The following is a 16664-nucleotide window of genomic DNA, read 5'->3' on the forward strand; positions in this document are numbered from 1 at the left end:
ACGTGGTGGGTGTGCCCCATCGCCCCGCGCGCCTGCGCGTCCGGTGACGGAGCCGGAATCGCCGGACAGCTCACCGCATCCGTGCACACACGGAAAGTGACGTTCACGCGTGTCCGGCCAACCCCGCGCCGCGGGTTTCGCCGGCTCCCGCCCGCACCTGACGCCTCGCTCCGGCACGTGTACCCGGGCTCCGCGCCGCTCGGGTCACACACGCATCGCCGACCTCATGGGACGCGCCCGTCGTGGCTGAAACCGGCTGGCCATTTCTCCCCGCTCACCCTTTCGCCGGGTGAATCACCCGTCGTGAAGTTGACGGCCTCTGCGTCGTACGACAGCGGGAGCAGGCAGGTGGGGGCACGCGCCGCACGGGTGAGGCGACTGGGCGAGGACATCACCGCGCCGAAGCCGGCGGCTCGCGCCGTCACGATCCGCTCGTCCGTACGTCGATCACCGCGGGAGGGTCGGCGGCGCCGGTGGGAGAGCGGCGCGTCGGCCGCGCCTCCATGGGAGGTGGCATACCTCCCGCGCACTCCTGTTGATCATATGACCAATTCGCTTCCGCGCTTCGGGACGTGTGCCGTGCGGACATCACAAGGGTGGTTCCGTCTTCCCCGGTGAGGAGGCCGCATGGTGCGAGTGGAGCGTCTACTGGCCGACTGCCTGGACGACGCGCGGACCGAGCCGTTCGGCACCGTGCCCGTCGCCGCCCAGGACGCCGGTTACGCGGCGGCGCGCAGGACCTTCCTCGCAGCCGGTCTGCACGCCCTGCGCACGCACACACCCGACGCCGGATGGGTGCAGGTCAACCTGGCCTGCGCACCCGCCGGGCGCGGGCCGCTGCCGTACGGGAACCTCGCCGCCACCGCACGCGCGATGCTGGACTCCGGACAGGCGCGCGAGTTCTTCTTCGTGCACAAACCCCCGGGGCTGCGCGTGCGGTTCCTCGCGGCCCAGCCGTCCCGGGCGGGCGAGCTGCGCGGCGGGCGCCGCCGGGATCCGCGGCTGGTGGGAGTGAGCCCCTGCGCCCGGGCCGAAGCGCTGCCCCAGCGGTGGCGGGACGTCGTGGGTGAACACGTCCAGGCGGTGGGGCGGGCCGCGGAGCACTGGCGTACCCACTACTTCAACCGAGGTGCCCGCCGGCCGCCGCGGTGTTCGGTGCGGCGATGATGTGCCGGTGTTCTACGAAGATCTCAGCGAGTACACCTACCGGGACGAAGACGCGTTCGAGGACCGGGAGGGTTTCCTCGGGCTGTCGTACCGCCCGGCGTACACCCGTGTGAACATCGGCTGGCTGGAGGCCGGAAGGCCGTACGTGACGGGGCCTGTTCCCGCGGAGTTCGTGGAGAAGCTGAAGGCTGTCCAAGAGGTTCAGTGGATGAACGTCTGCCTCGGCTTCCACGCGTGCGACCTGTGCCCCGCGGAAGCGGCCCCGGAGGGGAACGGGGAGATCCGGATTCCCGGTGAGCCCGGTACCGCCTACGCCGCTCCGTTCCTGATCAGCCATTACGTCACGGTGCACGGCTACCGGCCGCCCCGGGTCTTCGTCGATGCCGTTCTCGCCGTCGATCTCGACGCCTGGGCCGCCGCCCGATGGCCCGACGTGCCCTTCCCCTGGGTCCCGGACGACGCCGAACGGCTGCTGGAGTAGACGGGCGAAGGCGCCGACCGGTCCGCCGTAGTGGGCCACCGGCGACCGCGCGGCTCCCAGGCCGCGGATCGTCGTGAGGCCGGGCGGGGGGCGGCCGGCGGGGGGTGTTACGCCGGCGCGGCGGCCTCCAGGTCGGCGATGCCGCCCGACATGATCGTCCGCACGTGCTCGGTGATGTGCTCCGCCGGCCAGTCCCACCAGGCGACGGCCAGCAGCCGGGCGATGTCCTGCTCGCTGTAGCGGGTGCGGATCAGGCGGGCCGGGTTGCCGCCGACGATGCCGTAGTCGGGCACGTCACCGGTGACCACGGCGCCGGTGCCGATGACGGCTCCGTGTCCGATCCGCACACCCGGCATGATCGTCGCTCCGTGGCCGAACCAGACGTCGTTGCCGACGACGGTGTCCCCCCGGTTCGGCAGGCCGGTGAGCAGGTCGAAGTGCGCGGACCAGGCGCCGCCCATGGTGGGGAAGGGGAAGGTCGACGGGCCGTCCATACGGTGGTTGGCGCCGTTCATGATGAACCGTACGCCCGTGCCCAGCGCGCAGAACCTGCCGATGACCAGCTTCTCCGGCCCGTAGTGATAGAGCACGTTGCGGGTCTCGAACGCGGTGGCGTCGTCGGGGTCGTCGTAGTAGGAGTACTCGCCGACCTCGATCAGCGGGGACTTCACCAGCGGTTTGAGCAGCACCACGCGCGGCTGCCCGGGCATCGGGTGAAGGACCGTCGGGTCGGTGGGGAAGGGGGTGGCGGGTGTCGCGGGCATGGAGTTCCTCAGTGGTTGCGGTTCGGTGACCGGTCCATGGTCCCGCCGCCCGCCCGTCCGGGCCCACCGGTTTACCGCCGGTCCCGCGACCGCTCCCCCTGCGTCGGCCCTGGTCTCGCCCTCGTACCCTCGTCGGCGTACGACGGTTGACGATGTCCGGGAGGCGACGGGGGTATGAGCGGGTTCGGGACTGCGGCGGGGACCGTGCCGTCCGGCGGGGCGGTGAGCGGGAAGCGGGCGGGGAGCCCGGCCCGCAGGGCGGTCGGCTCGTCGGCGTGGGCCCTGGCGGTACCGGTGCTGCTGCTGTTCGGGGCCGGGGTGGCGCAGTGGGTGACGCTGCTCGGCGTGATCGTCGTGCTGGCCGTCCTCGCGGTGGCGACGTGCCTGGTCGGTGGGGTGTGGCACCGGGCCGGGGCGGCCACGCTGGTGGCGGTCTCCGGTTTCGCGCTGACCCTGTTCGCCGGGCCGGCGGTGTACGAGGGGTACATGCGGGCGGTCGGCGAGCCGGTGGACGCGGTCGTCGTGGACGTCGCCGACCAGCACCGCGGGCACGGCGCCGACATGCTGTGCACGGTCCGCGAACTGGGCGGTGAGCGGCGCACGTTCGAGGTCTCCCAGATGCAGAACTGCTTCGGGCAGGCCGGGAAGGGCGACCGGATCACGGTTCGCGAGGACCCGCTGGGCCTGCTCGATCCGTGGCTGCCGTACGGACCGGGCGACCAGGACACCGGCGAGATCACCGCCGCCGCGACCGCCGGGCTGACCGTGGTGGTCGGGGCGTCCGTCTTCTACGGCGGCCTGCGGCGGCGCCACCGTTAGCCGCCGTGGAAGAGGGCGTCATCGGCCGTCGCGGCCCCACTCGTAGCGCCATGCCGCGCCGAGGTGACGCTCCTCGTCGGGGTGTTCGGGGTGCGGCGGGCCGAGGCGGCGGGCGCCTTCCACGCAGCGTTCGTCGTCGTGGAGGGCGAGTCCGTACACGGCGACGACCTGGACCCGCCGGTCCGCGTCGTCCAGCAGGGCGGCCAGGGCGTCGGCGAGGGCGGGGTCCCGGTCCCCGCCCACGGCGACCGTGTGACAGGCGTACTCCCGTACGACCGCCTCCTGGTCCGCCATCAGCTCCCGCAGCGCCGCGCGGGCGGGGCGGGAGAAGGCGGGCGGAAAGAACCAGGCGCCGAGCCCCTGGGCCACCGCTCGCCGTACCTGGACGTCGTGGTGGCGGGCGTGGGGCAGGAGCGCCGCCTCCGCGCGGGGGCCGGGGTGTTCGCCGAGGGCGACCAGCACCTCGGTGAGCACGGCGAGGTCCGCCTCCTCGGCCGCCCAGTCGGTGAAGACGTCCAGGGCGGGCCCGGCGAACACGTCCTCGTCGCCGTCGTCGAAGAGATGCGTCAGCCGCAGCACCTCGGCACCGAACAACCGGCGGACCGGGTCGGGATGGGCGCGCAGCGCCGCGGCGGCCGTCCAGGTCTCCTCGTCGCGTCGGTGGGCCAGCAGGATGGTGGCACTCGCCCACGCGGTGTGGTCCTGGTCCGGGTGGGCCAGCGCACGGCCCATCAGCTCCTCGAAGCCGACGCGGATACGGAGGAGTTCCTCCAGGCGGGTGAGGATCGCCGCGTGCCCGTCCCGTACGGCCGTCCCGGCGAGGGAGAACTCCTGGACGCTGTGGAACTCGTCGTCCTGGACCCGGGTACGGCCGACGGAACCTTCGGCCCCGGTGCGGCGGCGCAGCTCGGCCTCGACGCCCGTCTCGTGCCAGTGACGCGCCAACTCCCGCATCTCCAGCAGCTCCTGCCTGGTGTACCGTCCGCGCGCCCTGCTGTCCAGCAGCACCTCCACCAGCGCCGGCGACCCCAGGTCGACCGCCGCACGCAGTGGGAGCGGCCCGTCCGGCCCGCTCCGCCCGGGATCGGCTCCGTGGTCGAGCAGCAGCTGCGCGACGGTCGCGGAGCGGGCCCGGACGGCCAGCCAGAACGCGGGCGTCCCACGGGCGTCGCACACGTCGGCGTCGCCGCCCTCTCCGAGAAGCCTCTTCACCAGGTCGGTGTCGCCGTCGCGAGCCGCCGCGACCAGGGCGGGCTCGCCGTCCCCCGCACCGCTCGTGCCCCCACCCCTGCTCATGTCTCTCCCCCGTCGCGTTCCCGTGGCCCGTGAAGTCTAGGGACGCTGGACGCGTACCCGGACACCTTTTCCGGCAGGCAGCAGGCGGTGACGCGGCGGGGCGTGTCCGTGGCGAGGACCGGTGGACGGTGGTGAACCACCGGTCGTGGTTGGGTCGGTGTCCTCCGCGCTGAACCGGTCGCCGGCGCGCCGGCTCGGGCTTCGGCGCCGACCACCCCGGGGGGAACGAGTGCGCCACGCCCCGGTGCCGCCCGGCACCTGGACGCTCGCCACCCGCCCCACGCCTCTACGACGGCTCCGTCATCCTGGCCGACGGGCCCGCCCTCCCCAGCGGCTCGGTGCCGTGTGACCCCTCCTGCGCCGGTGACGGTCCCACGGGGCGCCGGGCGGTCTCCCTCCCCCGGCGCACGCCGATGTCGGGCCGGGTTCCGCCAGGCGTCGAGCCGGCGTCCGACGCGCTGTGCGGATGCGCTTCCGCGCACCCCCGTCGCGCCGCCGGCCGAGGCCGTGCCGTCACCGGGCGAGCGGGCCCGGCGTGTCACTGTCGCGGGGCCGGCGGGTCGGCGACAGCGTGCGCCGGGCGGGCGTTCTGTGGCGGGCGGGGGGAGCGGCGCGTGTGCAGCCGGGACCTCGACGCGCCCGTCGTGGTCGCCGGCTTCCACCTCGGCGTCCCCGGTGGGCAGCCCGTTCCCCGGGAGGCTGTGGAGGCGTACGTACGGCGGCACTTCAGCGACCGTGACGGCGACGGCGACGGCGGATACGCCATGCGCCAGGACCAACAGGCGCTACGCGTCGAGCGCGGCCGTCGACGCGGCGGGGTGTCACACCCCGTCGGCCGGTGGCTGCGGCGGGGGAAGCTCCCACCTGGTCTCGCCCTCGTGCCGGTGAAGGGTGGGAACGAGGCCGGCGGCGGCGGCAACGGCAGCGGATGCCTGGTGGTCCGGATGGATGTGGGCACGGATCGTCCGCACGCCTTGCTCCCGCAGCCAGGCGACGAGTCCTCGTGCCGCCTCGGTGGCGATGCCTCGCCTCTGCCACGGAGTTCCGACCACCCAGGCCACCTCGGCCACACATCCGTGGTCGGCGGCAGTGAGCGTGGCCTGGACGGTTCCGGTCAGGCGTTCCTCCTCGCGGAGCCTGATCACCCAGTTCCACCACGTGAGGGAAGGATCGGGTGAGCCGGCGACCAGGCGTTCGTACCGGGTGCGCAGGCCCTGCGGGGTGTGCGGGGTACCGCCGATGAAGGTGTGCAGATCCGGGTCGGAGAGCACCTCGGCCATCTCGTCCGCGTGCTCGACGGCGAGCGGCACGAGGCTCAGTCTGCCGGTTTCCACCGCCTCGATCTCCATGCCGTTCACACCATCTCCCGTCCGAGCGCTCCATCCGCCGAGGCCCGCCCGACCCTACAGCGCCGGGGGGGCCGGTTACTGGCCGGTTCACAAGTCTTTGTAAGATCCACTCCGACCAACTCAAGCCCTATCTGGGGGATTACCACTTATGACCAAGCGCATGTCCGCCCTGGCCGTCTCCGCGGTCATCGCCGGCGGCTTCCTCGTCACGTCGGTGCCCGCTCACGCGGCCACGCCGGCCGGCCACGGCGCGATCGTGTCCAAGGCCACCGTCACGTGCAACGAGCGCCAGATGCGCCAGCAGATCGCGCAGCTCAAGACCAAGGCCGCGGAGCTGAAGCGGCTGGGCGAGGACGCGGCGGCCAGGAAGGCCCTCGCCGACGCGGCCGCCATCCAGCGGCGTCTCGACCAGTGCCGGAAGGCCGATGAGGACCAGAGCAAGCCGTTCCCCGGCTGAGTCTCCGTTTCCCGTGTGGCGCCGCCCGCCCCGTTCCGGGGGTGGACGGCGCCACACGCGCGTTGTCGCCGGGCGGTCTTCGGTCCGTCGAGGTGCGCGTACGTCCCCGGACGGCCGGAGGGCTCGGCAGGCCTGAGCGCGAACGGGCTCCGGTGCGCGTGCGCTCAGAACGCCCCTGCCAAGGAGGCCGCACCGCCGCCGCGTGCGCGCTTCAGCCGCTCCCGGTAGGCCGGTGCCTCGTGGGCGACGGTCCAGTAGGCCTCCTCCAGTTCGGGGAAGACGTCGTCCAGTTCGGTCTCCGTGCGGGCCGCCAGCAGGAGGCGTACTCCTATGGGGTCACCCTTCAGCGGGCGGATCGCCAGGTCGGGACGGGGGTGAGCGGTGGGCTGGCTGACCGTGACGACCTCTCCGCTGGCGGCCAGGGAGTAGGCGGTGAGGTAGTCGCCGTGCAGCATCTCGGGGTCGAGGCCCGCCGCGCGCAGGACCCGGCACAGGCCGTCCCACTCGCCGTCGACCGTGGCGTCCACCATCCAGCGGTCGCCGGCCAGATCGGCGAGACTCACCTCCGGCCGGGACGCCGCGGGATGGTCCGCGGCCAGCGTGACGAACTGGGGTTCGCGCTCGACCAGCACGCGCAGGCAGAGGCCCGGAGGAATGCGCAGCGGACTGCCCTCGACCTCGTGCACGAAGGCCATGTCGAGCCGGCCGGCGGCGACCATCCCGAGCAGGGCGTTGGCGGACACGTTCATCTGCAGGGTCGGTTCGAGGCCCGGTCCCCGGGCCCTGAGCAGGCGCAGCCAGCCCGGGATGGCACGGCTCGGGGTGGCGCCGATACGCAGCCGGAATCCGCCGGCGGCACGGGCGGCTGCCGCCCTGGTCTCGGTCACGATCGCCGCGAACTCCGCGACCAGCGGCCTGGCCCGGCTCAGCACGGCCAGCCCCAGGGGGGTGGGGCGGCAGCCGGTCCGGGTGCGCACGAAGAGCGGGGCGCCGAGAGCCCGCTCGATGCGTCGCAGCTGCGTGCTCAATGTGGGCTGCGTCAGGCCGAGTTCCCGTGCAGCTCGGTGCAGGCTGCCGGTGTCGGCGATGGCGCAGAGCACGCGCAGATGCCTCACCTCCAGCTCCATGGGAGGAGCGTAGGGGCGGCGCCCGGCACCGCACCAGATGTTCAACTTGCAATGAAAGTGGACGAGTCGGCCGAGTCGGCCACCGATAGCCCGGTGCTATCCCCGATTGCCATCATCCGTCGCCCCGTTGGTCTGCCCGAGACTCACTGGCAACCGATCGTTCAACCCCACAGGACGAGAAGGAGCCCCCATGGCGTCGTTCCGCAGCAGCACCGGGCCGAAGAGATCCAGGAGTCTCGTGGCCCTGGCGCTCGGCCTCGGACTGGCCTCCGCCGCGCTCGGCACCGCGAGCCCGGCGAACGCGAACAGCACCACCCCGACCTCCGCCCGCACCGCCGCCTCCGGCTACGTGGGCACCGCCGACAAGAGCGGCAGCAAGGCGTTCTTCGACGCCGTGCTGAAGTCGGTCGCCAAGAGGCAGGCCGAGCAGCCGTCCCTGAAGTCGGTGACGGTCTACTACAACGCCTCCCAGGCGCCGAGCTTCCGCTCCCAGATATCGAGCGCCGCCTCCATCTGGAACAGCTCGGTGTCGAACGTCAAGCTCCAGGCCACCTCCGGCGGCGGCGACTTCGCCTACTACGAGGGCAGCGACCCGCGCGGGTCCTACGCCTCCACCGACGGCCACGGCAGCGGGTACATCTTCCTGGACTACGCGCAGAACCAGCAGTACGACTCCGTCCGGGTCGCCGCGCACGAGACCGGCCATGTGCTCGGCCTGCCCGACCACTACAGCGGCCCGTGCAGCGAACTGATGTCGGGCGGCGGCCCCGGCCCGAGCTGTACCAACCGGTACCCGAACTCCACCGAGCGGGCCCGGGTCAACCAGCTGTGGGCCAACGGCCTCGCCAAGGCTCTGGCGCAGGTGGGCAAGGCGGGCTGACCCCCCGCGCCACAGAGCGGCGGCTCCCCCACAGCCCGGCCGCTCGTCACGGTACGGACCGCGGCACCGGGCCGCGGTCCGTACTCGTGTGCCACCCCTCCACGTCACCCCTCCGTGCCGCCCTCCGCCGGCGCCCCCTGCCTCGCCACCGTCCGCAGGAAGGCGCCGAGCCGGGCGACCGCCGACGGGTTGCGGGGGCTCTCCACCAGGTCGGCGTAGTCGAGGACGACGATCCGCCGGTGCCTGATCGCGGAGACTTCGCGCAGCGGGGCGTAGGACAGCAGGAACCTCTTCTTCTGTTCGGCGCTCACGTCTCCGTAGTCGCAGATCACGATCACGTCGGGATCGCGCTCGACGACGCTCTCCCAGCCGACCGTGGTCCAGGAGTCCGCCACGTCGTGCATGACGTTGACGCCGCCGGCCTCGGTGATGATCTGCTCGGGGGCGGCGTAGCGGCCGGAGGTGAAGGGGGTGTCCCGGCCGCTGTCGTAGAGGAAGACCGAGGGGCGGTCGGCGCCCTTGGGGGCCTTCGCCCGTACGTCCGCGATCTGCTTCCGGAAGCCGTCGACCAGCGCCGCGGCCCGTTCCTCCACGCCGAAGAGCCTGCCGAGGTTGGTGAGGTCGGTGTACAGCGCGTCCAGGGGCGGCATGATGCCGCGGGAGGAGCGCGTACGGCCGTTGCGGCAGGACTCGGTGAGGATGTACGAGGGGATGCCGAGCTCGTCCAGCGCATCGGGCGTGAAGCCGCCGTCCTCGCGGAAGCCGTAGTTCCAGCCGGCGAAGACGAGGTCGGCGCGGGCGTCGAGAACGTTCTCCTTCGTCAGCTGGTCCTTCGACAGCCAGGTCACCTTGTCGTAGCCGTCCTTCCAGGGCACGCGGCTCAGGTCGCCCCTGTCGTCGGGCATGGCGAAGCCGGCCATGCGCTCCTCCAGACCGAGGGCGAACATCAGCTCGGTGATGCCGACGTCGTTGGTGACGACGCGCTCGGGGGTCCTGTCGTAGGTCACCTCGCGGCCGCAGTTGGTCAGGGTGACCGCCCGGGACGGCGTGTCCTCGGCGGACTCGACCGAGGCGCCGCAGCCCGTCGCGGTCGCGGCGAGACAGAGGGCGGCGGCGAGCAGCTTGCGCATGGGAGGGTCCTCAGGGTGTGGTGGGCGGCAGGTCGAACAGGAGTTGGACGGCGCCGGTGACGGGATGCCGTACGCGGTGCACGCGGACGCCGAACACCTCGGCCAGCAGGGCGGGTCGGAGCACCTCGTGCGGTGGGCCCGAGGCGACGATGCGGCCGCCGTCGATGACGTACAGGACGTCGCAGTGGGCCGCGGCGAGGTTGAGGTCGTGCAGCGCGGCCAGGACGGTCAGACCGCTGCCCCGCACGAGGGCGAGGACGTCCAACTGGTGGGCGATGTCCAGGTGGTTGGTGGGCTCGTCCAGGACCAGCACCCGGGGTTGCTGGGCGAGCGCGCGGGCGATGAGGACCCGCTGCTTCTCTCCCCCGGACAGGCTGAGGAACCCCCGGTCGGCGAGGTGGGCGACGCCCGTGCGGTCCATCGCCCGGGCGCGGATCCCGTGGTCCGTGGCGGAGTCGCGGTTCCTGTGGGGCAGCCGTCCCATGGCGACCACCTCGGCCACGGTGAAGTCGAACTCGGCCGTCGACTCCTGGGGCAGCGCGGCCACCGCGCGCGCGGCGGACCGCGGTCGCATGGCGTGGAGGTCGTCGCCGTCCAGCCGTACCGCCCCGCCCGTCGGCCGCAGCGCCCGGTACACGCTGCGCAGCAGGGTGGACTTGCCGCTGCCGTTGGGGCCGACGAGTCCGGCGAACGTCCCGCTGCCGACGGTGAGTCGGACGTCGTCCACGATCCGGGCCCCGGCGGTCTCGATGGTCACCCGGTCGATGTCGAGCCGCATGCTCAGCGCCCCCCGAAGGCGTCGCCGCCGCGCCGCATCAGCAGGAGGAACGCGGGGACCCCGACCACCGCGGTGACCACGCCGACCGGCAGCTCGGCCGGGGCGAGCAACAGCCGGGACAGCAGGTCCGCCCATCCCAGCAGCACCGCGCCGGCGAGCGGGGCCACGGCCAGCACCCGGCGGTGTCCGGCACCGACCAGCATCCGCACGACGTGCGGCACCATCAGCCCCACGAAGCCGATGGCCCCGCTGACCGCGACGACGGTTCCCGTGACAGCGGCGGTCACCAGGAACAACTCCCGTCGTATCCGGGACGGTCGGACGCCGAGGGCGGCCGAGGTCTCGTCGCCCATGGCGAGCGCGTCGAGTGTCTCCGCCCGCATCAGCAGCCAGGCGCAGCCGGCCGCCACGGTCACCGCGGCGAGCGGTACCTGTGCCCAGGTCGCGCCGCCCAGGCTGCCCAGCAGCCACATCATGGCCGACCGGGCCGCCTCGCCGCGGGCCGCGCCGAACACCATGACGGTGGTGACGGCCTCGAAGCCGTACGCCAGCGCCGTGCCGGTGAGGATCAGCCGCAGCGGGGCCAGTCCGCGGGGCGAGCGGGCCACGGCGTACACGAGCCCCATGGCCGCGAGCGCCGAGGCGAACGCCGACACCGACAGCGCCCACACCCCGAGTCCCGCGAGTGCTCCCAGCAGGATGACGGCGTTGGCGCCGACCGCCGCGCCGGAGGAGATCCCCAGGACGAACGGGTCGGCCAGGGCATTGCGGACCATGGCCTGCACGGCGACACCGACGGCCGCGAGCCCCGCCCCGACGACCGCGCCGAGCAGGACCCGGGGCAGCCGGATCTCCCAGACGATGGTGTAGGCGGCCGCGTCGGGCGCGTGCACGGTGCCGCCGGTGAGCCCGGCCCACAGGAAGCGGAGCGAGTCCCCCCAGCCGATGCCGGCGGCCCCGAGCCCGACTCCGCACAGCAGCGACAGCACCAGCAGGGCGCCGAGCCCGAGGCCGAGGGGCAGTACGGGTATCCGGCGGAGGGCCGTTCTTCGGCGCACGGTGGGGGCCGTCCTTCGCATGGGCCGCCTGCTGGATGCCGAGCAGGGGACGGCCCGTACGGCCGTGCCGGCCGCGCGGCCCCTTCTCGCAGTCCACGGCGAGCAGTCAACGGGTCGCTCAGCCCTCCGCGGGCGACCGGACTCGCGCGACGGACCACGGGGCCGTCGCGCACACCGTTGCGGGTCAGTGCCGGACTCTCACCGGGCTTCCCCCACGGAAGGCAAGGTGAGCCTAACAAAACGATCAGCTCGCCACGAGCCCGGACTCAGGCGACCGCCGGCCTGCCGCCCTCTCCGGTCTCGTGATGGATCGGCGTGTCCGAGCCGGTCAGCGGGACGCCCGTGCCGCCCCGCCTGGCGGCGACGATCTCCGCGGCGATCGACAGGGCGGTCTCCTCCGGTGTGCGGGCGCCGAGGTCGAGGCCGATCGGTGAGCGCAGCCGGGCCAGTTCGCGTTCGGTCACGCCTTCCGACCGCAGGCGCCGGTCGCGGTCCTCGTGGGTACGGCGCGAGCCCATCGCGCCGACGAACGCGACCGGCATCCGGAGGGCCACCTTCAGCAGGGGTACGTCGAACTTGGCGTCGTGGGTGAGCACGCACAGGACCGTACGGGCGTCGGTCTCGGTGCGCCGCAGGTACCGGTGCGGCCAGTCGACCACGACCTCGTCGGCGTCCGGGAAGCGGTCGCGGGTCGTGAAGACGGGGCGGGCGTCGCAGACGGTCACGTGGTAGCCGAGGAACTTGCCGGCCCGGGCCAGCGCCGAGGCGAAGTCGACCGCACCGAACACGATCATGCGCGGGGGCGGCACGTTCGACTCGACCAGCAGCGTCAGGCCTCCGGGGCAGTGCGAACCGTCCGCGGAGAGGTCCACCGTGCCGGTGCGGCCCGCCTCCAGCAGGGCCCGGGCCTCCTGCGCCGCCGTACGGTCCAGGTCCGGATGGCCGCCGAGGCCGCCCTCGGACGTGCCGTCGGACCGGACCAGCAGGGCCTGCCCCAGGAGTTCGGCCGGGCCGTGGGCGACCCGGGCGAGGGCTGCCGGCCGGCCCCCGGCGGCGGCCGACAGAGCCGATGCGACGACCGTCCGGGCGGGCGACCCGCCGGCCACCGGCGTGATCAGCATGTCGATGGTGCCGCCGCAGGTCAGGCCCACGGCGAAGGCGTCCTCGTCGCTGTAGCCGAACCGTTCGCGGATGCTCTCTCCGGTCCGCAGCGCCTCGTGGCACAGGTCGTACACCGCGCCCTCGACGCAGCCGCCGGAGACCGAGCCGATGGCGGTGCCCTCGCGGTCGACGGCGAGGGCGGCGCCGGGGCCGCGCGGTGCGCTGCCGCCCACGGACACCACGGTGGCGACGGCGAACTCGCGTCCCTCCTCGATCCAGCGGTGCAGTTGCGCGGCCAGGTCAAGCATCCGTCGCCCCCGTGGCGGCCGACAGGACACGGTCCGGCCGGATGGGCAGACTGCGGTGGCGCACACCGGTCGCGTGCCAGACCGCGTTGGCGACGGCGGCGGCGGCGCCGACGATGCCGATCTCGCCGATGCCCTTGATCCCCACGGGGTCGTCGGGGTCGGTGTCGTCGATCCAGTCGGCCTCGACGCGGGGTACGTCGGCGTGGGTGGCGACGTGGTAGCCGGCGAGGTCGGCGCCGACGTGGCCGCCGGAGGCGCGGTCCCGGGCCGCCTCCTCGTGCAGGGCCATGGAGATGCCCCAGATCATGCCGCCCCGGAGCTGGTTGCGTGCGGTGAGCGGGTTGACGATTCGGCCGGCCGCGAAGATGCCGAGCATGCGCCGCACGCGTACCTCGCCGGTGGTGACGTCCACGGCGACCTCCGCGAACTGCGCCCCGAAGGAGTGCCGTTCGGCGGGGGTGAGGGCGCCGAGGGCCGCGGTGGTGTCGGAGTGCACGGTGAGGCCCTCTTCGGGGACGTCGGCGCCGAGGGCCAGCCGTTCGCGGAGTTCACCGGCCGCGGTCTTGACGGCCCAGGACCAGGAGCGGGTGCCCATGGAGCCGCCGGCGATCATCGCCGGGCCGAAGTCGCTGTCGCCGATACGCATCCGGATGCGCTCCGGGGCCACCTGGAGGGCGTCCGCGGCGACGAGGGTGAGCGCGGTACGGGCCCCGGTGCCGATGTCGGCCGCGGAGATCCGCACGGTGAAGGTGCCGTCCGGATGCGCGGTCGCCGTCGCGGTGGAGGGTGCGGCGCCGGCCGGGAAGGAGGCCGCCGCCGTGCCGGTGCCGAGCAGCCAGCGGCCCTCCCGGCGCAGTCCGGGCCGCCGGTCGCGGTCCGCCCAGCCGAACCTGCGGGCGCCCTCACGGAAGCAGGCGGCCAGGTCGCGGCCGGCGAACGGCAGGCCCGACACCGGGCCCGTCTCCGGTTCGTTGCGCAGGCGCAGCTCGATCGGGTCGAGCCCGCACTTCTCGGCGAGTTCGTCGAGCGCCGCCTCCAGCGCGAACGATCCGGGCGCCTCGCCCGGGGCGCGCATGAACGTCGGGGACGGCACGTCGAGCCGTACGACGTGGTTGGCGGTGTGGTGGGCGTCTGCGTCGTACATCACCCGCGCCACCCCGGCGCTCGCCTCCACGAACTCGTACACCGTGGAGGTGCGGCTGACGGAGCGGTGTTCCAGGGCGCGCAGGCGTCCGTCGGGGTCGGCGCCGAGCCGGATCCGCTGGGTGGTGGGGCTGCGGTACCCGGCCAGGGAGAACATCTGGCGCCGGGTCAGGACGACCCGCACGGGCCGCTGCAGCAGGGTCGCGGCCATCACGGCGGCCACCTGGTGGGCGCGGACGCCCTTGCTGCCGAAGCCACCGCCGACGTGTTCGGAGCGCACCCGTACGGACGCCGGGTCGAGCGAGAAGAGGTTCGCGAGTTCGCCGGCGACCCAGGTGACGCCCTGGTTGGAGTCGATCACCTCCAGCCGTCCGTCGTCCCAGCGGGCGGTCGCCGCATGGGGTTCCATCGGGTTGTGGTGTTCTTCGGGGGTGGTGTACTCGGCGTCCACGACGACGGCCGAGTCCGCCAGCCGGGCGTCGAGGTCCCCCTTCCCGGTCACCGCCGGCATGTGGCCGTCCACCGGGTGGGCGTCGGGGTGCTCGCCGGTGAACTCGACGTCGTGCGGCTCCTGTTCGTAGCGCACGACGAGGGCCTCGGCGGCTTCCCTGGCCTGCTCGGAGGTCTCCGCCACGACCAGCGCCACCGGCCAGCCCATGTGGGGCACCCGGTCGTGCTGGAAGACGGCGCAGGTGGGGTCGGGCTTGCCCAGCAGTCCGTGGTAGTCGGTGACGAGGTGCGGGGCGTTGCGGTGGTCCAGGACGGCGAGGACGCCCGGCATGGCGAGCACGGGGTCGGTGTCGAGGGCGACGATGCGTCCGCGGGTGATGGTGGACAGCACCAGCCAGCCGTGGGCGAGGTCGGCGAAGGGCACTTCCGCCGCGTAGCGGGCGGCTCCGGTGACCTTGTCCCGGCCCTCGACCCGGGTGTGGCCGGTGCCGACGGACGGCGCCCGCACGGAGGGCGCCGGGGTCGTTCCGGTGGTGACGGTGGTCATCGGGCGGTCTCCTCGGCGAGTTCGGTCAGGACGGTCACCACGAGGTTGCGGATGAGGTCCACCTTGTAGCCGTTGTCCGGCAGCGGCCGGGCCGCCGCCAGTTCGGCGTCGGCCGCGGCGGCGTAGGTCTCGGCGCCGGCCGGCGCGCCGGTCAGGACCCGCTCGGCGGCAGCGGCCCGCCACGGGCGGGAGGCGACGGCCCCGAAGGCCAGGCGGGCCTCCTGGACGACGCCGTCACGTACGTCGAGCGCGGCGGCGAGGGAGCCGATGGCGAAGGCGTAGGAGGCCCGCTCGCGCACCTTGCGGTAGCGGGAGTGTGCGGCGACCGGTGCGGGCGGCAGCGTGACGGCGGTGATCAGCGCGCCCGGCGGCAGGGCGGTCTCGCGGTGCGGAGTGTCACCGACGGGCAGGTAGAAGCCGGCGAGCGGCAACTCGCCGGATCCGCCCGCGGTTTCGAAGTGGACCACGGCGTCGAAGGCGGCCAGGGCGACGCCCATGTCCGAGGGGTGTACGGCCACACAGTGCTCGGAGGCGCCCAGGATCGCGTGGTTGCGGTGTTCGCCGGTGAGGGCGGGGCAGCCGCTGCCGGGCACCCGCTTGTTGCAGGGACGGCTGACGTCGGTGAAGTAGCCGCAGCGGGTGCGCTGGAGCAGGTTGCCGCCGACCGTGGCCATGTTGCGCAGCTGTCCTGACGCGCCGGCGAGCACCGCCTGGGCGAGCGCCGGGTAGCGGCGCCGGACCTCGGGGTGGGCGGCCAGGTCGCCGTTGGTGACGGTGGCGCCGATGCGCAGACCGCCCTCGGGTGTCGACTCGACCCGGTCGAGCGGGAGTTCGCGGATGTCGACGAGCCGTGCGGGTCGCTCGACACCGGTCTTCATGAGGTCGACGAGGTTGGTTCCGCCCCCGAGGAAGCGGGTGTCCGGGTCGGCGTCCAGCAGTGCGACGGCTCCGGCGACGTCATACGCCCGCTGGTAGTCGAACTCCCTCATGCCACGGTCTCCTTCGCGTCCGTCCCGGACTCCACGCTTGCCTCGTCCGTCCGGGCCTCGGCCGCGCGGGCCACGGCCTCGACGATCGAGACGTACGCGCCGCAGCGGCACAGGTTGCCGCTCATCCGTTCCCGGATCTCCTCGGCGCTCAGGGCCGGGGGCCCCGCCTCGGGCCGGACGTCCTCGGTGACGGCACTCGGCCAGCCCGCCGCGTGTTCCTCGATCATCCCGATCGCCGAGCAGATCTGGCCCGGGGTGCAGTAGCCGCACTGGTAACCGTCCAGATCGAGGAAGGCCTGCTGCACGGGGTGCAGCCGCTCACCGTCCGCCACGCCCTCGATGGTGGTGATCTCCCTGCCCTCGGCGGCCACGGCCAGCTGCAGGCAGGCGACGGACCTTCGGCCGTCGAGCAGGACCGTACAGGCCCCGCACTGTCCCTGGTCGCACCCCTTCTTGGTGCCGGTCAGGTCGAGCCGCTCGCGCAGGGCGTCGAGCAGGGTGGTGCGGTGATCGACGGGCAGTGTGTACTTCTCGCCGTTGATCTTCAAGGTGATGACACTGGACGTCGAAGAGGCCATGAGCAAGCTTCTTTCGCATGTCAGGACAGACGGAGGGCCTGCAGCCGGGTTCTTGGGCGGCTGGGGTGCGTCGTGCGGGCCTGTGGCGCGGGGGCTTGGCGAGGTGCAGGGGGCTGCGGCCGGACGGTGGAGCCGACGGCTGCCGCGGGGGCCCGTCCGTCGCTATGGTGGACGTGACCGGACAGCTGTCCGCTACTTGGGAAACTTAACGGACAGCTGTCCGCTTAGCAAGGGCGAGGTTT

General features: G+C 73.3%; 16 protein-coding genes and 1 riboswitch. Of the genes, 5 read left to right on the forward strand and 11 right to left on the reverse strand.

Annotated elements, in window-relative coordinates:
• Positions 1–627: 627 nt before the first annotated feature.
• Together ACZ4VF_RS31120 and ACZ4VF_RS31125 are read left to right on the forward strand one after the other, a co-directional pair.
• Positions 628–1167: a hypothetical protein gene (locus ACZ4VF_RS31120; RefSeq protein WP_467930157.1), complete on the forward strand. Its 540-nt coding sequence runs from the start codon at positions 628–630 to the stop codon at positions 1165–1167.
• A gap of 7 nt (positions 1168–1174) precedes the next feature.
• Positions 1175–1648, forward strand: a complete 474-nt coding sequence (locus ACZ4VF_RS31125; RefSeq protein WP_467930158.1) for a DUF7919 family protein — start codon at positions 1175–1177, stop codon at positions 1646–1648.
• 107 nt (positions 1649–1755) lie between these two features.
• Here the strand turns inward: ACZ4VF_RS31125 and ACZ4VF_RS31130 are convergent, their stop codons facing one another.
• On the reverse strand, positions 1756–2412 hold the full coding sequence (locus ACZ4VF_RS31130) for a CatB-related O-acetyltransferase (RefSeq protein ID WP_467930159.1): 657 nt from the start codon (positions 2410–2412) through the stop codon (positions 1756–1758).
• Between the two features lie 174 nt (positions 2413–2586).
• Here ACZ4VF_RS31130 and ACZ4VF_RS31135 point away from each other — a divergent pair, with 174 nt between their 5' ends.
• The gene (locus ACZ4VF_RS31135; RefSeq protein WP_467930160.1) at positions 2587–3231 is read left to right on the forward strand and encodes a hypothetical protein; all 645 of its coding nucleotides are present in this window, start codon (positions 2587–2589) and stop codon (positions 3229–3231) included.
• Between the two features lie 18 nt (positions 3232–3249).
• Here the strand turns inward: ACZ4VF_RS31135 and ACZ4VF_RS31140 are convergent, their stop codons facing one another.
• Together ACZ4VF_RS31140 and ACZ4VF_RS31145 are read right to left on the reverse strand one after the other, a co-directional pair.
• On the reverse strand, positions 3250–4527 hold the full coding sequence (locus tag ACZ4VF_RS31140) for an ankyrin repeat domain-containing protein (RefSeq protein WP_467930162.1): 1278 nt from the start codon (positions 4525–4527) through the stop codon (positions 3250–3252).
• 821 nt (positions 4528–5348) lie between these two features.
• Entirely contained in the window at positions 5349–5876 is a 528-nt protein-coding gene (locus tag ACZ4VF_RS31145; protein ID WP_467930350.1) for a GNAT family N-acetyltransferase, read from the reverse strand.
• Between the two features lie 148 nt (positions 5877–6024).
• Between ACZ4VF_RS31145 and ACZ4VF_RS31150 the strand changes: the two genes are divergently transcribed.
• Complete coding sequence (locus tag ACZ4VF_RS31150) at positions 6025–6333, forward strand: hypothetical protein (protein WP_467930163.1); 309 nt, start codon at positions 6025–6027, stop codon at positions 6331–6333.
• Positions 6334–6497: 164 nt separating this feature from the next.
• On the opposite strand, the gene ACZ4VF_RS31155 is transcribed toward ACZ4VF_RS31150, so the two are convergent.
• The gene (locus ACZ4VF_RS31155) at positions 6498–7460 is read right to left on the reverse strand and encodes a LysR family transcriptional regulator (RefSeq protein ID WP_467930165.1); all 963 of its coding nucleotides are present in this window, start codon (positions 7458–7460) and stop codon (positions 6498–6500) included.
• Between the two features lie 190 nt (positions 7461–7650).
• Between ACZ4VF_RS31155 and snpA the strand changes: the two genes are divergently transcribed.
• Positions 7651–8340 (forward strand): snapalysin, encoded by a 690-nt coding sequence (gene snpA / locus ACZ4VF_RS31160; RefSeq protein WP_467930166.1) that lies wholly within the window; start codon positions 7651–7653, stop codon positions 8338–8340.
• Between the two features lie 104 nt (positions 8341–8444).
• Here snpA and ACZ4VF_RS31165 read toward each other — a convergent pair whose 3' ends face one another.
• The 7 genes from ACZ4VF_RS31165 to ACZ4VF_RS31195 form a co-directional block, all read right to left on the reverse strand.
• Positions 8445–9470, reverse strand: a complete 1026-nt coding sequence (locus tag ACZ4VF_RS31165) for an ABC transporter substrate-binding protein (protein ID WP_467930168.1) — start codon at positions 9468–9470, stop codon at positions 8445–8447.
• A 10-nt stretch (positions 9471–9480) separates the two neighbouring features.
• Positions 9481–10248 (reverse strand): ABC transporter ATP-binding protein, encoded by a 768-nt coding sequence (locus ACZ4VF_RS31170; protein ID WP_467930169.1) that lies wholly within the window; start codon positions 10246–10248, stop codon positions 9481–9483.
• Positions 10249–10250: 2 nt separating this feature from the next.
• Positions 10251–11327 carry a FecCD family ABC transporter permease gene (locus ACZ4VF_RS31175; RefSeq protein ID WP_467930170.1) on the reverse strand — a complete coding sequence of 359 codons (1077 nt, stop codon included), beginning with the start codon at positions 11325–11327 and terminating at the stop codon, positions 10251–10253.
• An 89-nt stretch (positions 11328–11416) separates the two neighbouring features.
• Positions 11417–11562, reverse strand: a riboswitch (cobalamin riboswitch).
• A 10-nt stretch (positions 11563–11572) separates the two neighbouring features.
• Positions 11573–12715, reverse strand: coding sequence for an XdhC family protein (locus tag ACZ4VF_RS31180; protein WP_467930172.1), 1143 nt, complete (start codon positions 12713–12715; stop codon positions 11573–11575).
• Positions 12708–14855, reverse strand: a complete 2148-nt coding sequence (locus tag ACZ4VF_RS31185; RefSeq protein ID WP_467930173.1) for a xanthine dehydrogenase family protein molybdopterin-binding subunit — start codon at positions 14853–14855, stop codon at positions 12708–12710. Before ACZ4VF_RS31185 ends, ACZ4VF_RS31180 begins: the two co-directional genes overlap by 8 nt.
• Positions 14852–15844, reverse strand: a complete 993-nt coding sequence (locus ACZ4VF_RS31190; RefSeq protein WP_467930174.1) for an FAD binding domain-containing protein — start codon at positions 15842–15844, stop codon at positions 14852–14854. The genes ACZ4VF_RS31185 and ACZ4VF_RS31190 overlap by 4 nt, the downstream gene beginning before the upstream one ends.
• Positions 15841–16422, reverse strand: a complete 582-nt coding sequence (locus tag ACZ4VF_RS31195; RefSeq protein WP_467930175.1) for a (2Fe-2S)-binding protein — start codon at positions 16420–16422, stop codon at positions 15841–15843. Before ACZ4VF_RS31195 ends, ACZ4VF_RS31190 begins: the two co-directional genes overlap by 4 nt.
• Between the last annotated feature and the right edge of the window lie 242 nt (positions 16423–16664).

It is taken from the genome of Streptomyces sp. NPDC029151 (genome assembly GCF_055564315.1).

Bases quoted from the DNA above. Each gene is read 5' to 3' on its own strand.
- ACZ4VF_RS31170 (WP_467930169.1), bottom strand. From the start codon at position 10,248: ATGCGGCTCGACATCGACCGGGTGACCATCGAGACCGCCGGGGCCCGG.
- ACZ4VF_RS31120 (WP_467930157.1), top strand. From the start codon at position 628: ATGGTGCGAGTGGAGCGTCTACTGGCCGACTGCCTGGACGACGCGCGG.
- ACZ4VF_RS31155 (WP_467930165.1), bottom strand. From the start codon at position 7,460: ATGGAGCTGGAGGTGAGGCATCTGCGCGTGCTCTGCGCCATCGCCGAC.
- ACZ4VF_RS31190 (WP_467930174.1), bottom strand. From the start codon at position 15,844: ATGAGGGAGTTCGACTACCAGCGGGCGTATGACGTCGCCGGAGCCGTC.
- ACZ4VF_RS31185 (WP_467930173.1), bottom strand. From the start codon at position 14,855: ATGACCACCGTCACCACCGGAACGACCCCGGCGCCCTCCGTGCGGGCG.
- ACZ4VF_RS31195 (WP_467930175.1), bottom strand. From the start codon at position 16,422: ATGGCCTCTTCGACGTCCAGTGTCATCACCTTGAAGATCAACGGCGAG.
- ACZ4VF_RS31165 (WP_467930168.1), bottom strand. From the start codon at position 9,470: ATGCGCAAGCTGCTCGCCGCCGCCCTCTGTCTCGCCGCGACCGCGACG.
- ACZ4VF_RS31180 (WP_467930172.1), bottom strand. From the start codon at position 12,715: ATGCTTGACCTGGCCGCGCAACTGCACCGCTGGATCGAGGAGGGACGC.
- ACZ4VF_RS31140 (WP_467930162.1), bottom strand. From the start codon at position 4,527: ATGAGCAGGGGTGGGGGCACGAGCGGTGCGGGGGACGGCGAGCCCGCC.
- ACZ4VF_RS31145 (WP_467930350.1), bottom strand. From the start codon at position 5,876: ATGGAGATCGAGGCGGTGGAAACCGGCAGACTGAGCCTCGTGCCGCTC.
- snpA (WP_467930166.1), top strand. From the start codon at position 7,651: ATGGCGTCGTTCCGCAGCAGCACCGGGCCGAAGAGATCCAGGAGTCTC.
- ACZ4VF_RS31150 (WP_467930163.1), top strand. From the start codon at position 6,025: ATGACCAAGCGCATGTCCGCCCTGGCCGTCTCCGCGGTCATCGCCGGC.
- ACZ4VF_RS31130 (WP_467930159.1), bottom strand. From the start codon at position 2,412: ATGCCCGCGACACCCGCCACCCCCTTCCCCACCGACCCGACGGTCCTT.
- ACZ4VF_RS31135 (WP_467930160.1), top strand. From the start codon at position 2,587: ATGAGCGGGTTCGGGACTGCGGCGGGGACCGTGCCGTCCGGCGGGGCG.
- ACZ4VF_RS31175 (WP_467930170.1), bottom strand. From the start codon at position 11,327: ATGCGAAGGACGGCCCCCACCGTGCGCCGAAGAACGGCCCTCCGCCGG.